This is a genomic window from Cytobacillus sp. BC1816 (genome assembly GCF_051353635.1).
GTDB classification, from domain to species: Bacteria; Bacillota; Bacilli; order Bacillales; family Cytobacillaceae; genus Cytobacillus; species Cytobacillus oceanisediminis_C.
Genome location: NZ_CP195611.1, coordinates 2,983,451 through 3,001,130 on the forward strand (window position 1 = coordinate 2,983,451; position 17,680 = coordinate 3,001,130).

The 17,680-nt window shown below is 35.7% G+C and carries 17 protein-coding genes; 7 read left to right on the plus strand and 10 right to left on the minus strand.

Annotated elements, in window-relative coordinates:
* The first annotated feature begins 342 nt into the window (after positions 1-342).
* Positions 343-873, plus strand: coding sequence for a GNAT family N-acetyltransferase (locus ACR42H_RS15255; RefSeq protein ID WP_436371581.1), 531 nt, complete (start codon positions 343-345; stop codon positions 871-873).
* A 432-nt stretch (positions 874-1,305) separates the two neighbouring features.
* Here ACR42H_RS15255 and ACR42H_RS15260 read toward each other — a convergent pair whose 3' ends face one another.
* Both ACR42H_RS15260 and ACR42H_RS15265 read right to left on the minus strand, forming a co-directional pair.
* Complete coding sequence (locus tag ACR42H_RS15260) at positions 1,306-2,937, minus strand: metal ABC transporter solute-binding protein, Zn/Mn family (protein ID WP_436371582.1); 1,632 nt, start codon at positions 2,935-2,937, stop codon at positions 1,306-1,308.
* A 377-nt stretch (positions 2,938-3,314) separates the two neighbouring features.
* The gene (locus ACR42H_RS15265) at positions 3,315-3,653 is read right to left on the minus strand and encodes a VOC family protein (RefSeq protein ID WP_436371584.1); all 339 of its coding nucleotides are present in this window, start codon (positions 3,651-3,653) and stop codon (positions 3,315-3,317) included.
* 592 nt (positions 3,654-4,245) lie between these two features.
* On the opposite strand from ACR42H_RS15265, the gene ACR42H_RS15270 reads away from it, so the two are divergent.
* The gene (locus ACR42H_RS15270) at positions 4,246-5,286 is read left to right on the plus strand and encodes a DUF3231 family protein (RefSeq protein WP_436371586.1); all 1,041 of its coding nucleotides are present in this window, start codon (positions 4,246-4,248) and stop codon (positions 5,284-5,286) included.
* Positions 5,287-5,524: 238 nt separating this feature from the next.
* On the opposite strand, the gene ACR42H_RS15275 is transcribed toward ACR42H_RS15270, so the two are convergent.
* The 5 genes from ACR42H_RS15275 to ACR42H_RS15295 form a co-directional block, all read right to left on the minus strand.
* Positions 5,525-6,619, minus strand: coding sequence for an MBL fold metallo-hydrolase (locus tag ACR42H_RS15275; protein WP_436371588.1), 1,095 nt, complete (start codon positions 6,617-6,619; stop codon positions 5,525-5,527).
* Positions 6,620-6,654: 35 nt separating this feature from the next.
* Positions 6,655-6,792: a hypothetical protein gene (locus ACR42H_RS15280; RefSeq protein WP_436371590.1), complete on the minus strand. Its 138-nt coding sequence runs from the start codon at positions 6,790-6,792 to the stop codon at positions 6,655-6,657.
* Positions 6,793-6,944: 152 nt separating this feature from the next.
* Positions 6,945-7,091 (minus strand): hypothetical protein, encoded by a 147-nt coding sequence (locus ACR42H_RS15285; RefSeq protein WP_436371592.1) that lies wholly within the window; start codon positions 7,089-7,091, stop codon positions 6,945-6,947.
* A 140-nt stretch (positions 7,092-7,231) separates the two neighbouring features.
* Entirely contained in the window at positions 7,232-7,732 is a 501-nt protein-coding gene (locus ACR42H_RS15290) for a DinB family protein (protein WP_436371593.1), read from the minus strand.
* 213 nt (positions 7,733-7,945) lie between these two features.
* A complete protein-coding gene (locus ACR42H_RS15295; protein WP_436371595.1) occupies positions 7,946-8,584 on the minus strand; it encodes a CPBP family intramembrane glutamic endopeptidase in 639 nt (212 codons plus the stop codon).
* A gap of 221 nt (positions 8,585-8,805) precedes the next feature.
* Between ACR42H_RS15295 and ACR42H_RS15300 the strand changes: the two genes are divergently transcribed.
* Positions 8,806-9,273 carry a hypothetical protein gene (locus tag ACR42H_RS15300; RefSeq protein ID WP_436371597.1) on the plus strand — a complete coding sequence of 156 codons (468 nt, stop codon included), beginning with the start codon at positions 8,806-8,808 and terminating at the stop codon, positions 9,271-9,273.
* Between the two features lie 1,060 nt (positions 9,274-10,333).
* Here ACR42H_RS15300 and ACR42H_RS15305 read toward each other — a convergent pair.
* A complete protein-coding gene (locus ACR42H_RS15305) occupies positions 10,334-11,083 on the minus strand; it encodes an SAM-dependent methyltransferase (RefSeq protein WP_436371599.1) in 750 nt (249 codons plus the stop codon).
* 286 nt (positions 11,084-11,369) lie between these two features.
* A complete protein-coding gene (locus tag ACR42H_RS15310; protein WP_436371601.1) occupies positions 11,370-12,140 on the minus strand; it encodes an alpha/beta hydrolase family protein in 771 nt (256 codons plus the stop codon).
* A gap of 391 nt (positions 12,141-12,531) precedes the next feature.
* Here ACR42H_RS15310 and ACR42H_RS15315 point away from each other — a divergent pair, with 391 nt between their 5' ends.
* The 3 genes from ACR42H_RS15315 (at position 12,532) to ACR42H_RS15325 (ending at position 15,486) form a co-directional block, all read left to right on the plus strand.
* A complete protein-coding gene (locus ACR42H_RS15315) occupies positions 12,532-12,867 on the plus strand; it encodes an ArsR/SmtB family transcription factor (protein ID WP_436371603.1) in 336 nt (111 codons plus the stop codon).
* 41 nt (positions 12,868-12,908) lie between these two features.
* On the plus strand, positions 12,909-13,907 hold the full coding sequence (locus tag ACR42H_RS15320) for an NADP-dependent oxidoreductase (RefSeq protein ID WP_436371605.1): 999 nt from the start codon (positions 12,909-12,911) through the stop codon (positions 13,905-13,907).
* Between the two features lie 670 nt (positions 13,908-14,577).
* Positions 14,578-15,486 carry an EamA family transporter gene (locus ACR42H_RS15325; protein ID WP_436371607.1) on the plus strand — a complete coding sequence of 303 codons (909 nt, stop codon included), beginning with the start codon at positions 14,578-14,580 and terminating at the stop codon, positions 15,484-15,486.
* A 119-nt stretch (positions 15,487-15,605) separates the two neighbouring features.
* On the opposite strand, the gene ACR42H_RS15330 is transcribed toward ACR42H_RS15325, so the two are convergent.
* A complete protein-coding gene (locus ACR42H_RS15330; protein ID WP_436371608.1) occupies positions 15,606-17,108 on the minus strand; it encodes a multicopper oxidase family protein in 1,503 nt (500 codons plus the stop codon).
* Between the two features lie 285 nt (positions 17,109-17,393).
* Here ACR42H_RS15330 and ACR42H_RS15335 point away from each other — a divergent pair, with 285 nt between their 5' ends.
* Positions 17,394-17,531: a hypothetical protein gene (locus tag ACR42H_RS15335; RefSeq protein WP_436371610.1), complete on the plus strand. Its 138-nt coding sequence runs from the start codon at positions 17,394-17,396 to the stop codon at positions 17,529-17,531.
* Positions 17,532-17,680: the final 149 nt, after the last annotated feature.

Sequence of the window (17,680 nt, forward strand, 5' to 3'; positions counted from 1 at the left end):
CTTACTCATATCTTACTGAGGAGCCCTATTTTTTTCAAAGCTCAAAAATAACGATCTACAGGAATGCTAATCTGCCTCGTTAACACAATAAGAAAAGCTGCCGCAACGACAGCCTGGACTAATAGTGGTGAACTACTTATAGGCTCCGAACAGCCCGCTTATCCTCGGCATAAAAAAACACCAATTTGACGCCTATTCTCGAACTGTACCACAGTGTCTAATAAATATTCAAAATATACCAGAAAGCTAGTATAATATTATTATCTATATATGAAAGGACTGAACTATGCGCAGATATCAATATCTTAACCCCAGATAAAAACAATAATGGAGGTAAAAATATTGATTAGAGATCTTAGCACAAAAAGATTAATTTTAAGAAAAATGCAGGTTTCAGATTCAGAAAGCTTGTTTCAAATTTGGTCAAATCCAGAAGTAACAAGATTTATGAATATTGATAGGTTCACTGATAAAAAACAAGCAAAAGAAATCATTTTACTATTTGATAAGCTGTCACAGGAAAACACTGCAATTCGCTACTCAATAATTGAATTAGAATCAAATAAAATTATTGGTTCTTGCGGTTTTAACATTATAGATTATGAAAATGCAAAAACTGAAATTGGTTACGAAATTAATAAAGATTATTGGGGCAAAGGATATGCTCCTGAAGCTGTTACTTGTTTGATAAGGTATGCTTTTAACGATTTAAAACTTAATAGAATAGAAGCAAAAGTTGAGCCTGAAAATTTGAACTCAATTAAAGTCCTGCGGAAATTAAATTTCCTTTTTGAAGGAAAAATGAGAAAAGTGGAAAGATCAAAAGGACGCTTTATAGATCTCAATCTTTATTCATTGTTAATAACTGATTAAATCGCCTGGCCTATACTTGTAAAAGTATAGGCTGTTTTTTTTTTCGATGGAGTTACAACTGGTTACAAGATATTTATTTAATGTGACATAACAGAATATATTCTTATTAAACAAACCTGCCCTTTTATCGAATAAGAAGAAGCAAAGCTTATTGGCCATTGCCTGCTATCTAGACTATTACGATAACTTATCAATACTTGGTTTTAACCCCTCATCAACTAATGGTTATTTTTTTGTTGAACCATTTTTTCGTATCGTTCAGATATGCTCTACTATAGTTCAACCTCTAATTACTCCTAACATTGAATTGTATGATAAATCCTCCTTCCATAAACCCTCCCCTGGTGTTAAAAGGAAAAAGCTGCCTTATTAGCAGCCTTTTACCATTAGCACCCCTGGAGTCTGAAGTTATACTCCCCTACAACTTTTAGTTTAATGCTCCATCATTTCATGGGCAATGTCATGGCCATCCATATCTGATGGATAGTAAGTAGGCCAATGGGTTACTTCATCCAACAATTTTTCTCGGTCGTCACCCCAATACAGATGATAGTGAGCAGCCTCTGTCGGATAGATACTATGATCACTAAACTGAATATATTGTGGAAGACCTTCAGCTTCTGCTTCTAGTTTAAATACATATCTAACCCCTCTATTTCCCGCATTATAAGTTAAAATTTCATACCCATCGTAGATATACTCCCCAGAATATTCTTCTCCATTTTTGAAAAACGTTACCTTGTTGCCCTGTATCTGAATTCGTCCAACATTTGTTTGGTATCCTTCATTATAATATTCCTTATATTCTTTAGCTGTCATCTTCCCCTCTTGTTCTGCTTTATAAGTAAATACTTCGTCAAGCGTACCATCTTGAAGATATGGGTATACAGACTGCCAGTCTCCTTCCCAGTCGGATAAGGATCGATCCTTCACTTGGCTGTTTTCAAAATATCCTTCGTATATTTTTGCTGTTTCTTCATTATGTTGATGAGTATGGCCGTGGTCGTGTTCACCCTGCTCATTTGTCCCTGAAGCTCCCACCGATGAAGGTTCAGATAAAGCTTTTGTCAGTTCCTCTAAATTGTGCTGCATGAGAGTGAAGTAGTCCTCATTATTCTTTATATCTTCTTCTGTTAAAACCGATAAATTGTGTATACGTAAAGTCTCTGCATCAATTTCCTTCCTTACTATGTCTGCTACTTTAGGAGTTATATTCTGTTCAAAAAATACATGCTTCAAACCATGCTTTTCGGCAGTCCCAATGATGTTTTGCACCTCTTTATGTGAGGGCTCGTTAGTAGGGCTCAAGCCAGAAACTGCAATTTGCTCTATCCCATAGGTTTTCTCCCAATAGCCATAAGCTGCATGAGATACAATAATTTTATTTTCAGGTAAATTTTCAAGGTGTGCACGGAAGTCTTGGTCTAAGTTTTCGAGCTTTCCTTTCAACTCCTCAAAGTTTTGGTTAAAAATCTCTTCTTGCCCAGGTTTTAATTCAACTAATACATCTTTTATATGCTCTGCCAGCTGAATTGAACGAATAGGATCCAGCCAAACGTGAGGATCCTGATCCCCATGATTATGTCCAGCATGTTCGTCCTCATGACTGCCTTCTTCTTCATGAGTGTGGTCACTCTCATGGCCGCCATCCCCTTCTTCATGGTTATGTACATGATTTTCCAAGTCAATTCCTTTTGATGCTTCAAGTATCTTAACGTCATCAGATTGAATAGTTTTCGAGATTTTATTTGCATATGATTCTAAACCTGCCCCATTATAAATAAAAGCATCGGATTCAGATATTTTTATCATATCGCTGGTGGTTGGTTCATATGTATGCGAGTCTGATCCCGGTGGCAAAATAGACTCCACAGATGCTTGATCCCCTGCAATTTGTTCAGCAAAAAACTGAAGAGGATATACAGTTGTATAAATCTTCAACTCTTTGCTGGCTCCTTTTGGTTCCTTTTCACTTTCACTGCTGTTTGTAGCTTTTCCTCCACACGCAGCTAGCGTGAAGATGACAATACATAAACTAAGAAAGCCTACAAATTTTTTTAACATTTTTACTCCCCCTTTACTTAGGGAATATTTTATCGTAATGATTACGATTTGTAAATAGTAATCATTACGATTTTTGTTTTGCAGCCATTCAACTACCTGCCCTTTAGCGATCCATGAAGCGCAAAAATCAGCACTTCACCAGAGAATGAGAATGGATAGGAAATGCCAATACTGACCATAATTCAGTCAACCGTATCAACGCACTCCTCCTTTTTTAAAACGATTGAGCAGTGTCTTCATAGTATTGTCATTTATCTAATCTTGAGGAAATTTATATTCATGGTAGTTTAACAAGAAAAAAAAGCTGCCGGATTAGCAGCTGAAGTATTTCTGGTTCTTTGGAACATTAGGTAACCCATGTTTCGAATATATCTTGCTCAACTAAGTACCTCCACTGTAAAACCTCCTGGGGCTTTAACATAGAATGTCCATCGATGAGCCATTTTAGGCGGTTTCACATCAAATCCATCATCCTTCAATCGTTGATTGATCTCGTTTACTCGTTCATCACTTTCTTGAGAGAAGCCAATATGAAAGGACTTAGGGTAGTTGGCCCGAGTATCTTTCATCAAAGCTAGTAACAATCCGTCATCGTCAGTCATAACAGCAAATGAATCGCTATTTACACTCTTGGTTTTCAAGTAGAAATATTTCTCCAAGAACTCTCGAGCAGCTTTAACGTCAGTGACCGTAAGATTGATATGGTTTAGTTTCATAGGGTACACTTCCTTTTCTTAGCATAACTTTTCTAAACTGTTTTACAAGCTTGATTTAGAATTCTTGCTTCTTCCACTCTATTGTAGTGTTTAAAAAAGATTCAGGAATCGACAAATGGAATGAAGTTCCCTGCAACTTTAGATTGAAATTAAGCCTAAGGTTTATTGAACGAATACAAAAATAACGTAATTTACTGTAAAGGCCGCCCTTATATGCGAGACAACACAAGGATTGGTTTAGGTACTATATTTAACAAACTCTAGAAGATTTTCAGTTATTACAGGAATGCTGCCCCTTTAGCAACATAACAAAAAGGCTTCCCTTTATCCAAGGAAAGCCCCCATTAGTGCAATAAGTAACCTAAAGTCCAATAATAATTGGTTTGCCTATCAAATGATAGATATTTTTAGTTTTACAAAGGGTAACGTTCTTTTGGTTATTATATTGGGAAAAGAGTTAAGTCGATAATGGCGGAAATAGACTGTTAAAAAAGCATTGAGGAATTAGTGTAAAAATGAATAATGTTTGGGTTTAAATAACATCATAAAAAGATGGAAGGGTTAAGGAAATATTAAGGAGGACAGGGATAGAATGACAAATACCAATAAAGATGAAAAAGTATTGACAGAACATAACATTCCGCTTTCTGCTTCAGAAATGGGCACTCTTTGGTCGCAATATATAAACGATAGCTTAGCTGTTTGTGTAATGAAGTATTTTAAAAGCATATGTGAAGATAAAGAAATCCTTCCCTTAATAGAAAATTCATTAAGTATAGCAGAAAATGACATCAAAATTATTACAGAGATTTTTACAAAAGAAAACCATCCGATACCAATCGGCTTTACGGATGAAGATGTGAATCTGAATGCACCAAGGTTATTTTCCGACATATTTATCCTTATGTATATACAAAAATTGGAGATCATTGCAATGGCGAGTATTGGAGTAGCCATTGGTGTTTCAGCACGTTCTGATGTAAGTAACTTTTTTAGAAATTTACTTACTTCCGTTTCTGAATTACACGATAAGTCAAGAAAAGTCATGTTATCGAAAGGTGTATATGTCCGATCAGCGCAAATACCTAGTCCTGATAAGGTTGATTTTATAGACAAACAAAGTTTTCTTTTTGATTTTTTAGGTTCTCATAAACGCCCCTTAACAGCTATTGAAATCACACATCTTTTTATTAATATTCAAACAAATGCAATGGGTAAAGCAATGATGATGGCATTTGCACAAGTTTGTAAGAATGAAGATATCAGGCATTTCTTTGTAGAAGGTAAGGGGATTTCAAATAAGCATATTAAGAAGTTTGGTTCAATCTTAACTAATGAAGATATTCCCGCACCAATAAGCTGGGATTCTCACGTAACGGATAGTACGGTTTCCCCATTTTCCGATAAGTTAATGATGTTTCATACAACTACATTAATTGCTGTAGGAATAGGAAATTACGGTACGGCCGCAGGAACTTGCCAACGAATGGACTTAAGTGCCACTTATACAAGACTTTCTGCAGAAATTGCTTTGTATGCGGAAGATGGAGCGAACATAATGATTAAACATGCATATTTAGAAGAACCACCAAAGGCGACCGACCATAAAGCACTTTTCAAAAAAAAGAAGTAGCGTCCTGTACCAACGGGTATAAAAAAGGAGCATAAACGCAGAAGCTTAATTACATAATTCAGAATTTCCAGCTCTACCTTCTTAAAAGTTGATAAAAAACCTTTATTACAAAGCTAAAGGAACAGATTAGTTCAATAAGAAATTGGTAAAGCCAAATGTTATCAACCTTCTTGAAAAAAAAATACTCGTTGAAAGAGTGCTTATTGAGTCTCGAATTAAAAAATCTAATTCAGACTAATTATTTCCACCAAAATGAAGCAGGAATGGAAAACTCCCCATCTAATGGAACTGTTTCGCCAATTGCAGGAGCTATCATAGATACTCCAGATTTTTCAGACGCATTAAATGCTCTTTCTATAGGTTCTGTCCAACCATGATAAGCAAGGGTAAAGGCTCCCCAATGAATTAACATCATATTCTTACCATTTACATCTAAATGAGCCTGAACAGATTCTTCAGGTGTCATATGAACCCAAGACCAACGCCGGTCATATTGTCCGCCTTCCATTAAAGTAAGGTCAAAAGGTCCGTATTTCTTCCCAATTTCCTTAAAATGTGTGTCATAGCCACCATCTCCGCTTGTATAGAAACGTGTCTTGTCTCCAAGAATGACCCAACCGCCCCAAAGGGTGGAATTTCTATTTAATGGTCCTCTGCCAGAAAAGTGTTTTGAAGGAGTGAATGCTACAGTTAAGCCTTGGAACTCTGTTTCATCCCACCAATTTAGTTCTGTTATTTTTTCTTTTTTAACTCCCCAACCAATCAAGTGCGCACTTACACCAAGAGGAACGAAGAAGTGATTGACCTTGTTCTTTAATTTTTTAATCGATGGATAATCTAAGTGGTCGTAATGATCATGAGTAATAAAAACAGCATCAATTGTCGGCATTTCATCAATAAGATGCAGCATATCTTCACTGTAACGTTTGCTTCCCACGAAAGAAACAGGTGAAGCAGTTGGACCTAGCATGGGGTCTACAAGTATCTTTTTATTATCGATACTTAGTAAAAATGCAGAATGACCAAACCAAGTTAAATTATCTTCCTCACTTTTGATTTTGTTCCAATCAATTTTGGAAACAGGCAATTGACCGGCAGGATTACGGTCTTTGGCGCCTGAAATAGAATCCTTAATCATAGAGAAGTAATCAAATGCATTCATGTCCATTTTGGTCGGCACCTGGTTGACAAACTTCCCATTATCGTAATTACCAAACTTACTGTATCGTTCTTTCTGCCCGCTATTTGGATTCCTGCCAAATACAGGATGCAAGTTTATAAACAATGTCACGACAACACAAATAGCAAGTAAAAAGATGAATAAATAGCTCATTATTTTTTCATGATTCCTTCCTTTATATGCTGACACTAAACCTTTTTAAGTTCGCTACTCTCAATAATCGATTTTGAATAACCGTCTCTTGCAGCTTTTATCATCGCTTTCCCCAGTTCCTCTGAAGAAATGACATAGCTGGACATAATGACTAACCGATTAAATGGTCTCAATTCACCATAAAAATTTGGTACCGCTTTGTTTTTGATTTTACACCGTGAATGGGAATGATGCCACCTGGTCGAAATTTGTTATGGCATATCGCCAAACCAGGGATTAAAAGGTATAAGTGCTAAACTTATAAGAACACCTGATTGTTTACGTGCTACAGGACTTGTTCAAATGCTATTAAAAGCTCAAGACGTTTTATATTTTGTTTTTTCTTAGCCTGAATAATATTTGCAGTAGACTTTGCAACCCCGACTGAACCTGCAAACTCAATAATGACTGCATCATTATTTGCTAAGGCCAATTCTATATCAGATATATATCATAATCCACTGCATGTTTTACTATCGGTGAGTGTTTAACAATTTACCAGTACGGGTTGCTGCTACTCGTTACTAGATAACAGGCTCGCCAAAACAATCCTATCCCAAACTTACACATCCGTCACTTAACAAGCCTTTGTTCTAACTCCTCTTTTTGGCGCAAGTGATGACGGAAATGCATACCAACCAAATCATACCATTCCCTTGCATTCAGCCATCCGAAACCTCCATGCTCGACTTTATAATTTGGATTTATATTATCCACTTTTGATTCCCATTGGCTTAACCTTAGAATTACTTGATCCATTCTGCTGATAAGATGTTCCTTGCTATCTGAATTATTAGGTGGAGTATTTAGTTCATCCGGTAATTTAATTTTTATTGGCGGAAACCCTCCAATCTTATATAAATGCTCACCAAACTCCGTTTTACCAAGGGGCTGTTCTTCATTTAAGGTGGAACATCTATCCATATTATCTAGATACTCATGGGCAACAAGGATTAAATGGTCATACATTTGCCCAATAGACCAAACCGTTTCTTCAGATTTATGTCTCAGCTGTTCCAAAGAGTATTTTTGAAGCTCGTTTTTGTAAGTCTTAATTAGTTTAAGTTCGCCCAAATTAATTCCTCCTTTATTATGATTAACATAAGTCTAAAACTTTTACATTTTATATATATGTAACTAATTATTCAATTTTCGATTACAAATACCTTCTACAAACCTGCCCCGTTAGACGAATAAAAAAGAGTTGCCGATCCACACGGGAGCTTCAACTCTTGTACACGTTAGTTTAATTGCATTTTTCACAAACTTAGTTTTTTTAGAAATAAATTAGAAAAACATCGAGAACGCATTCCAAAGAGAGTGTGCCAGGATTGGAACCCATAAATTTCTAAACCGAATAGCAAGAGTCCCAAGAGCAAGACCTAACAGTAGCGTACTAAAAACCGCAGAATGGATCAAAGCAAACAAAAGAGAGGAAATGATTAACATTACATATTGCAATTTTCTGTATGGGATTAAAAGGAGCATACCCCTGTAAAAGAATTCTTCTTCAAAAGGGACAATAATGCAGACAATTATAAGAAACTGGATATATTCGTCGAATTGTAAAGGCAGCAAATGAAAAGATAATGGCTGGTGCATCAGTAAAATAACCAATGCCATTACCCCAAATATCCAAAAGTAGGTAACTTTCTTTTTAAGAGGCGATACGCTAAATAGATAGTTGTATTTTTTGCCCAATATAAAAAATACTATAATCAAAAATAGCATTAATAAAACTCTATTTTGCAGCTGAAAACTAAATGAACCCTCTGGCAACGTATCGGTAATGAATATAAATTGCTCTGATATTTTAATGCCACGAAGAAAATATCCGATTATGACAATTAATATAAAAAGTGTAGTTTTTCCTGCAATGTTAAGAAAGGAGCTACTCGGAGAAGGTTTATTTAATTCTGGCTTCATGGGAAAAAGTCCTTTCCTCAAATTATATAAAATATATATTCGCTAAGTGTAAACTTTTTACCATTACTCATCTAACCTTTCCCTTTAGCATAATAAAAAAATCTGCCTTATACAGCACATTTCCCAAGTATTAACAAATGGAATAATAAAAATTTATTAGGTAAGAATACCAATGATTTATAATTCAATATAATATATTTCCATACTAAGGGAGGCTGTATATGAGAGGGAATTGGAAAATGTATTTGTTATTAGTTCTGCCTTGGTTAACTGTAGAAAAACTTGGAAAAAACACCTTACTCCGCTTTCTGCCAACTATTATTTTTAGTGACTTAGTTATTGCATTAATAAGTGAGCTATCTCAAAAGTTAAAATGGTGGAAAGTAAGAAATCCTTTATTCCCTAATTTAGCGACAGATGTCTCTTTTGTTTTTGGGCCTTTTACCATCATTAATTTTTGGATTTTTAAACTGACATTTAATAAATTTTGGTTATATTTATTGACCAATATTTTTGCTGACTACTTATTTGCCTTTCCATTAACAACAATAGCAGAGAAATTACGCATATATAAAATGATAAGAATGAACCGAAAGCAGCTTTTTCTTTTAAGCATTGCAGTAGCAGTACTTAACTACTTATATCAATCATTATTTATTGAACCTTTAAGAAGGAATCAGAAGGGTTAAGTATAATAAAGAACCTTTAAGCTTCTATAAAATTAATTGTCCTTAACAGTTTGGGGAGTTTACCAAATCAAAGGACAATTCCATTTGTCGCACACAATGTTTGTTTCATTAAATAAGGCAGCTGATCTTATACTTCGCTGCTTTGCTATTTCTTAATTCCCAAAACCCTAAAGACATATAAGATAGTTAAGTATTAGTTAACTAAAGGTAATTTGATTAGATTTGCCCTCAGCAACACAGACAATTTGAATTAGAATTAACTATAGGGGAAAACTGTAACCAATATTACTTTAGGAGTGATGACGGTGAATCCTTTGGTGGCAGTGAGTCCTTTTATAGATAAATTTCTAGTATGGTTTTTACCGCTCCCACTGGCATTGGGAGTTCTTTACGGTATGGCAAAATTAATCTTTCGAAAGTCACAATGACAAAAGGTCTTCAAACAGGTGCGCATTTTGCAGGCACTAGGACCAGGAGTTCAAGGGCTTAATACCGAAGCAAAGCGAATCGAGGAAAAGCTCTGTTTTAAGAATTGCTTAATTTTTACCTGGTGAGGTGGAGGGTGTTATTCATTTACCCCATGCCAAACAAAACAAAAATAACACTCCCCCATCAAGGAATATGCGATATACATAAATGAGTATGAAAACTTTACACAATCTATATTTGCGAAAGTTGTTTTTTCCTAGACAAACTTAAACTAATTGTAAAATTCGTTAATAATTCTTTCTATGGATTCCTCTGAATGGTTTCCATACATTCTCATCAAGCAGGGAAGCACTTTTTTATGAAATGCTATTTGGTCTGCAATAACTCATTCTCTTACCTCAGGATTACAAAATTCAAAGTGAGGAACAGGATAGGACTTTACGTCAATGTTTGGAATGCTTTGAATCAATTCCATTTCAACAATCTCAACCATTTTTTACGAGTAATAGGAAGAGTCCATTTGAAAAAAATTAATCAAAATGGATTCCTTTTCAGCAGTTATAGTGGTTTTTATAACAAAGTTTGATCATTTTCTACCTATGATTATCAACAATCGCCCTTAAATTGAATTTTACATATTCCTAAAAAGATATATCCCAAATCCAAGGGTATCTCTGCCCCATTTCAGATATGTACTTCTCCAAGTCCGGATCTTTTGTAACATCGCATCTCGATCTGGATCATCAGGATGTTCGCAGCAATAATTCTCAATGGACATAGCATAAAGCCACTCATAATCATCCCATTCATCTTCGTTAGCAGTGTATGACCATAGTGGAATTAGGCCAAGTTTTTCGCCTGCCCTCACATTCTCGAAGTGGCTTAGTAATTCGGATTCTTCAGCTCCCCCCAGCGCATCTAAATATTCTTTACTTGGCTGCTGCTTCCAGTAGCCTTCACCGATGAGCACATATCCACCCTTTTTTACACACTTCCTCAGCGTATTCAAAGTTTCATGTAATCCACCTAATGCGTGAGTTGAACCAATACAAATCGCTACTTCAAACAGTTCATTCATTGTCTTCATTGCTACTTTAGCATCTTTTGTAATGATTTCAATATTATTTAAAACCCCTCTATTTTCAGCATTTACTTGAAGTTGTTCTGTGAAACCAACATATTTTTCGATAGCAACACATTTAGCACTGTATCTTTCAATGATCCGAAAAAGAATCTCACCTTTCCCAGCACCGATATCAATTACTTTGTCATTATCTTTTAAATCAAGTATTTCAATAACTTTTTCTATCTTTGATGGATTCATTGGATTATAAAAAGTGTGACTTTGATGGGCTATTGCTGAATATCTGTTTCTATCCATAAGACCTCCAGAAACTTATTTTATTACTCTCAATCATATTTTAAGCAATGGGCAGCTGTCACAGAGGAAATAGCTTGTATCCCCTTATCTCTATTTGGACCATGTGATATACAAAACTGTGCACGGCAGCACCTCCAGGTTTTAATACTTATTCAATTAAAATCCCTTATTCTCCTGCAAAGTCTTGTCCCACTAACCCGCCCCTTTAGTTAAAGTATTTCTTCACAAAGATTTTTTCGTACTTCATTTATTACAGGATTGCTGTCCCTACAGTTCAATAAAGCAACTAAATTGAGTTAATAACCGAGTTCCATGCAGAAGAAGCCGGTTCAATAATTTTAAAGTGGTCTATATCTGGGAGAATAACTATCTTTATATTTCCCCCCTTTTCTACAGCACATTTGTAATACTCCTTGCTTAAATTTACAGGAACATGATGATCCAATTCACCATGTATTAATACTTGTTCAACATTCATTGGCAATAATTCAGCTGGAGAAGATAATTTATAACGCTCAGGAACTTCTTCAGGGGAACCCTCTAATAGTGCAGCTGTGTGACTCTTTATTTTCTTATGATCATGTATATTCCACATCTTTACTAAGTCTGTAACTCCTGCTAAGCTAATCACCTTTTGAATAGAAACACTAAGTTGATTAAAGGGACTATCATTTGTAATTGATTTTATTCTTGAAGCTAACCAAAGTGCTAAATGTCCACCAGCAGAATGACCAATAACAACAACTCTTGAAAGATCTATAGGATATGACTCATTTAGCTTTAATAGATGATTTACAGCATTAATAACATCATTAAACGTTCCAGTCCATCCTCCCCCTTCTTCCCCCACTCGTCGATATTCGATATTCCACGTTGCATAACCTTTATGGGTTAAATCATCAGCAATTGGGTTATTCTCCTCTAAGTTATATCTTGCTTGCCAAAAGCCTCCGTGAATTAATACTATTACTGGACATGAGTTTGAATTCTCAGGCATTCGTAATACACCAAATTGAGATTCATGTTCTCCATAATAGAACTTACTTTTATTCACCATTTATTACTCCCCTTGCAGCGTATTTTTAATAACTATTTACTTCGATAAAAAAAGCCACACTTCCTTTATAGAGAGCAGCTATTAGGGTATCGCTAATTTAAATTAACTCCCTCAATAAACTAATCACAATTTTACTATTGCTCTAAAATTCAAGATTACTTATTTAGTGTTTATTTTAAATAACCGATCAAGTGGAATACTAAAGCTGCTTTATTTCTTAGTCCCCTTTTTAAGTTTCTGAACATTAAAAGTTAATGATGCTTCCTCTCTAAGATGTATTCGTCTCGATTTGCTTTCTCAATATTGCCCCTAACATAACAATAGGATATTGTTGTATATATGGTTTATCAACTTAAACCATTAAACCGATTAATGGAGGTATTTTACTCTAATGAATAAACAGGACCAACTAGATATAATCAAAGAGGATTTTATTAATTGTCAAAAAGTACTATTGGCAATTGGTGATGAAACACGTCAATCGATCTTGTTAGTTCTAATGGGGACTGATTGTCAAACAGGATTACGTGTGGGTGAAATCACAGAACAAACACATCTTTCTCGACCCGCTGTGTCTCATCATCTTAAGGTTTTACGAGACGCCGGTGTTATTTTAATGCGTAAAGAAGGAACAAAGAATTTTTATTATATTAATGTACGTACAGAATTAGGTTTATTAAGAACACTTATGTTGGATATTGATAAGTTCATGAAGAACTTTTATTAAAATGATGGAATTTAAACACACAGTATTTGGAGGTATAGGCTATGAAAGCAATGGTTGTTGATAGGTATGGGAAGGTTCCAATGCGCTTGGCAGAAATGCCAACACCTGAAATTGGTGAATATGAGGTACTCGCAGAAATTCATGCGGCTAGTATTAATCCTGTTGATTTTAAGATACGCGATGGGAAAGTGAAATTGTTAGTTAGATATAAAATGCCTCTTATCTTAGGGAATGACTTTTCTGGTGTCGTTGCAAAGGTTGGCGCAAAAGTGACTCGGTTTAAAGTTGGTGACGAAATATATGCACGTCCACGTAAGAGTAAAATCGGTACTTTTGCTGAATATATCGCTATTCATGAAGATGACATCGCCTTAAAACCTAAAAATTTGAGCTTTGAAGAAGCAGCAGCGATCCCGCTTGTTGGGTTAACCTCCTATCAAGCCCTAACTGACATTTTGCAATTACAAAAGGGGCAAAAGATTTTGATTCAAGCTGGGGCTGGTGGTGTCGGTACCTTTGCTATTCAACTGGCCAAATTAATGGGCGCCACTGTTGCAACGACTGCAAGTGTTGCTGGTGTGAATTTAGTGAAATCTCTTGGTGCAGATGAAATTATAAACTACAAGACAGAAAAATTTGAAGAGATACTGAAAAACTATGATGCCGTATTTGATACTATTGGAGGCGAGATACTCGAAAAATCATTCGAAGTGATAAAAAGAGGAGGGAAAATTGTTTCCGTTTCGGGATTACCGAATGCTCGTTTTGGTAAAGAATATGGTTCCGGATTTTTTAAAACGTTGTTGTTTTCAGCAGCAAGCCATAAACTTACTGCGCTTGAAAAAAAGCATAATGTTCAATATACGTTTTTGTTTATGAAGCCAAGTGGAGAGCAATTACGTATAATTGCAAACTTTATTGAGACTGGTAAAATTAAACCTATAATTGATAGAGTTTTTCCTTTTGAAGATGCTCAAAAAGCGATGGAATATGCGGAGTCAGGAAGGGCGAAAGGAAAAATAATATTAAAAATCAGATAAGTTGTCAAACTCAGAGAATAATATGTCCTTACTTTCCATTTTTTCTTTTTAATGATTTTATAGAAGTCACTCCCTTTTAGTCAATTTTCTTTTCAAAAGGGAGTATTTTGTTTTGATGTTAAATATATGGGCTATTTCTAAACTCCCAAAACATATGAACTCCACTTGTTTACCGTTACCACCCGCATTGGGAGTTCTTTACGGTATATTTAAATTAATCTTTCGGAAGTCACTCTGACTTATAAGACTACACAGGAAACTAGTAGAATCCTTATCAATTAGTTATTAACAAGAGCATGAATACAATATTGGATTCATCCTAGCTTATAAATCTCCCTCAATAAAAACCCCTCGATATATCCAAATATATCCTTTATAATAAGAATATTTACCTAAGGTAAATAACTATGAAATACTAAGGAAACAAAAGCAATACTGCTTATTCTCTTATGCAGCCTGGATTGGCCGGCGGATCTTTAAGAAGGCGCTCGTTAGTAGAATACGAGAATAGTTCGTTGACAATTGGCATTGTAAATCTTATACTTCTAATTGACTTGAATAATAAAACCTATTAAGGACGTGGATTTTTCTAGAGCCAGCTCTATTTTCGCCACACAACTGTCAACTGACAATTGTGTGGCTTTTTTATGTGAAGAAAGGGGTAGAATAAATGAAAACTTGGCAATATGCACTAATTGTTTTTTTAGGCGGGTGCTGCTATGGGGTGTTGTCTACATTTGTTAAGCTTGCTTATTCAGCAGGTTATTCGGTAACAGAGGTAACTGGTGGCCAATATTTATTTGGGGCATTACTTACCTGGATGCTGGTTATGTTTACAAAAAAGCAAAAAACAACTGTAAATCAAACTCTCAAACTACTATTATCCGGAATTCCGTTTGGTTTGACTGGTGTGTTTTATTATCAAGCGCTACAGACGCTAAATGCTTCCCTAGCAATCATTTTTTTATTTCAATTTGTATGGATTGGTACGCTTTTTGAGTGGGTCTTTAATAAGAAAAAACCATCGAAAGGGAAAATCACCTCAATTGGTATTCTTATTATCGGCTCAATACTAGCTGCCGGTTTACTTGCTAAAAGTGAAGCTGCTCTATCCTTTCATGGGTCTGCATGGGGTCTGCTTTCGGCTTTGACGTTTACAACTTTTATATTTCTCAGCAGTTCTGTCGGAAAAGATACTCCACCTGTCCTGAAAAGTGCTTTCTTATCTACCGGTGGATTAATTGTCGTACTTTTAGTATATCCACCAACGTTTCTATTTGATTTACCCGTCTTAATGGGGGTGGCGCCTTATGGTTTATTACTCGGCTTGTTTGGTGTTGCTTTACCTCCTCTTTTATTTTCAATTGGAATGCCCCATGTCGGACCAGGGCTTGGCACGATCTTAACTGCTTCGGAGCTTCCAGTAGCTGTAACATTATCTGCCCTTATCTTAGGTGAATTTGTAAGTTTTTCACAATGGCTAGGAGTTATCATCATATTAATTGGAATTGTGGCCGGCAATTTAAAACCAAAAGATAAAAAAGAATCCGTGTCTATACAAACCAAAGCTGCTTCGTGATAGACAGTACCAGCAAGAAATCTTGTTGGTACTGCCCTTTGTTTCATCTATAAGAAAACCCTTGGGCTAGGCCTAGGGTTCTAAGTAAATAAGAAAGATTTCATTCCTATTATTTCCTATTAGTTTACTTCTACTTGCCCCATCATTCCATTATCTTCATGCTCCAGTAAATGACAGTGGTACATATAAATTCCTTTATTTTTAAACTTTACTGCCAGCTTTACTGTTTGACCGGGTTCAATTGCGACAGTATCCTTCCATCCCTGGAGGATTTCAGGAGGATCTTCTCCGTCAATTGAAACAATTTTAAATTGTGTTCCATGAATATGGAATGGATGGATCATTCCACCCATCGGATCTGGCTTATTATACACTTCCCAAATCTCAGTTTCCCCTTGTTTTTGGGTAAAATCAATTCGATTCATATCAAATTGTTTTTTATTAATGGTTACATGCTTCCCCATTCCAAACAGTTCTAGTCTTTTAGATACCGACAAGCTCCTTTCTTCATCTGTTACTTTATAGTCATTCAGACTCTCTGGAAGTTCAGCCGAGTTTGTTTGTTCTTTTTTGACTTTAAACGGTAACAAAATGGTGTCTTCTTCATTTAGTAGTGCAATATCGCTGTCTGATTTTTGCCTTGAAAAATCAACGATTATTTCGGCCCTTTCGCCAGGTGTCAGAGTAATTTCACTCATTTCTAACGGTTCATTTAAGAATCCGCCATCCGTTGCAATCTGCTGAAATGAGTCACCAGTATTTAATTTAAACGTATAATTACGGGCGTTCGATCCATTTAATAAACGCAACCGGACTTTTTCCGCTCCTACTGTTAATTTAGGATTCAGTGTGCCATTAACCAATAATGTATTGCCAATTGTTCCATCATCATTATGCACTGCTTTGAAATTTAATTGGTTTTTATCATCAAATTGACGATCCTGAAAAACTAATGGAAAGTCATTTACTCCATAATGATCTGGCAAACCAAGTTTTTGAGAATTTTCATCTTCCACATAAATGAGGCCTGCCAAACCCTTATACACTTGTTCAGCTGTAATGCCTTTTTGATGGGGATGGAACCATAAGGTAGATGCCTCCTGATTGACAGTGAATTTTACATATTTTGTTTCACCAGGTTCGATTATTTGATGTGGTCCTCCATCTCCTTTACCCGGAATATCCAATCCATGCCAATGAAAGGTTGTTGGCTCAGTTAACCCATTCCTTGTTTTAAATGTGACGGCATCCCCTCTTTTTATTCGAATCACTGGACCCAGGAATGAACCATTATATCCATACGTTTCTGTTTGAATGCCTTCGAATATTTCCGTTGTTCCCTGTTGTGCAGTAATAGGATAACTTCCATCCTTGGGTTCAAGCAAAGGAGGTACCGCCAGCTCATTTTCCTCTGTCGAATCATTAAGTGCTGGAGGATTTACATGGTTCATGTGCCCTTCCATTTCCTCCATATCCCCCATTTTCTGTTCAGGTTTCATTTTTGTATGGTCCATGGCTTGATTTTTTTCAGATTCATTTTCCGGCTGTGCATCCCCCGCACTGCATCCACCAATCATAACCGTGCTTATTAATAATGAAAAAATCCAAAATTTAGATTTCATTTTGTTTCCTCCCTCTATTTCTATCACTAAAGGTAACAATAGCAATTAGATATCGAGAATTTGTGGAGGTTTATTGAAAAAACTGTTTTTATGAGTATTACACGATAGCTTTTTCATTATAAAAGCAGGAACCCCTGACTTAAAAAATCTATTTCTTGATAAAATCTCAACAATAACCGATCACTATGGAGGTAAAGGAAGGAGTGAATCATTATCAATGATATTGGAATGTTTTTTGCATTTGCAGCCAGAGTGCTGTCTTTTTTCTCCCCTTGCTTGTTACCGATGCTGCCCGCTTATGATACCCACCTGACTGGAGGAAGAATCGATAAGACTCTAATGCAAGTGGATCTGAAGAAACTTTATTTGCGTGCAGTTGGATTTATCATTGGTTTTAGCATTATTTTTATTGCTATGTATTAATAATTTCATAAGAAGCTGAGGAATTAGAATCCCGTTCCACCCACAAAGATACAGAATCTCCAGTTGAGTTAACATGCTAAAGGAAACTATACCAACTTCCTTTTTTATTTGCCCAGATTATTTCTCCTATATAACTGCCTTACCGCCAC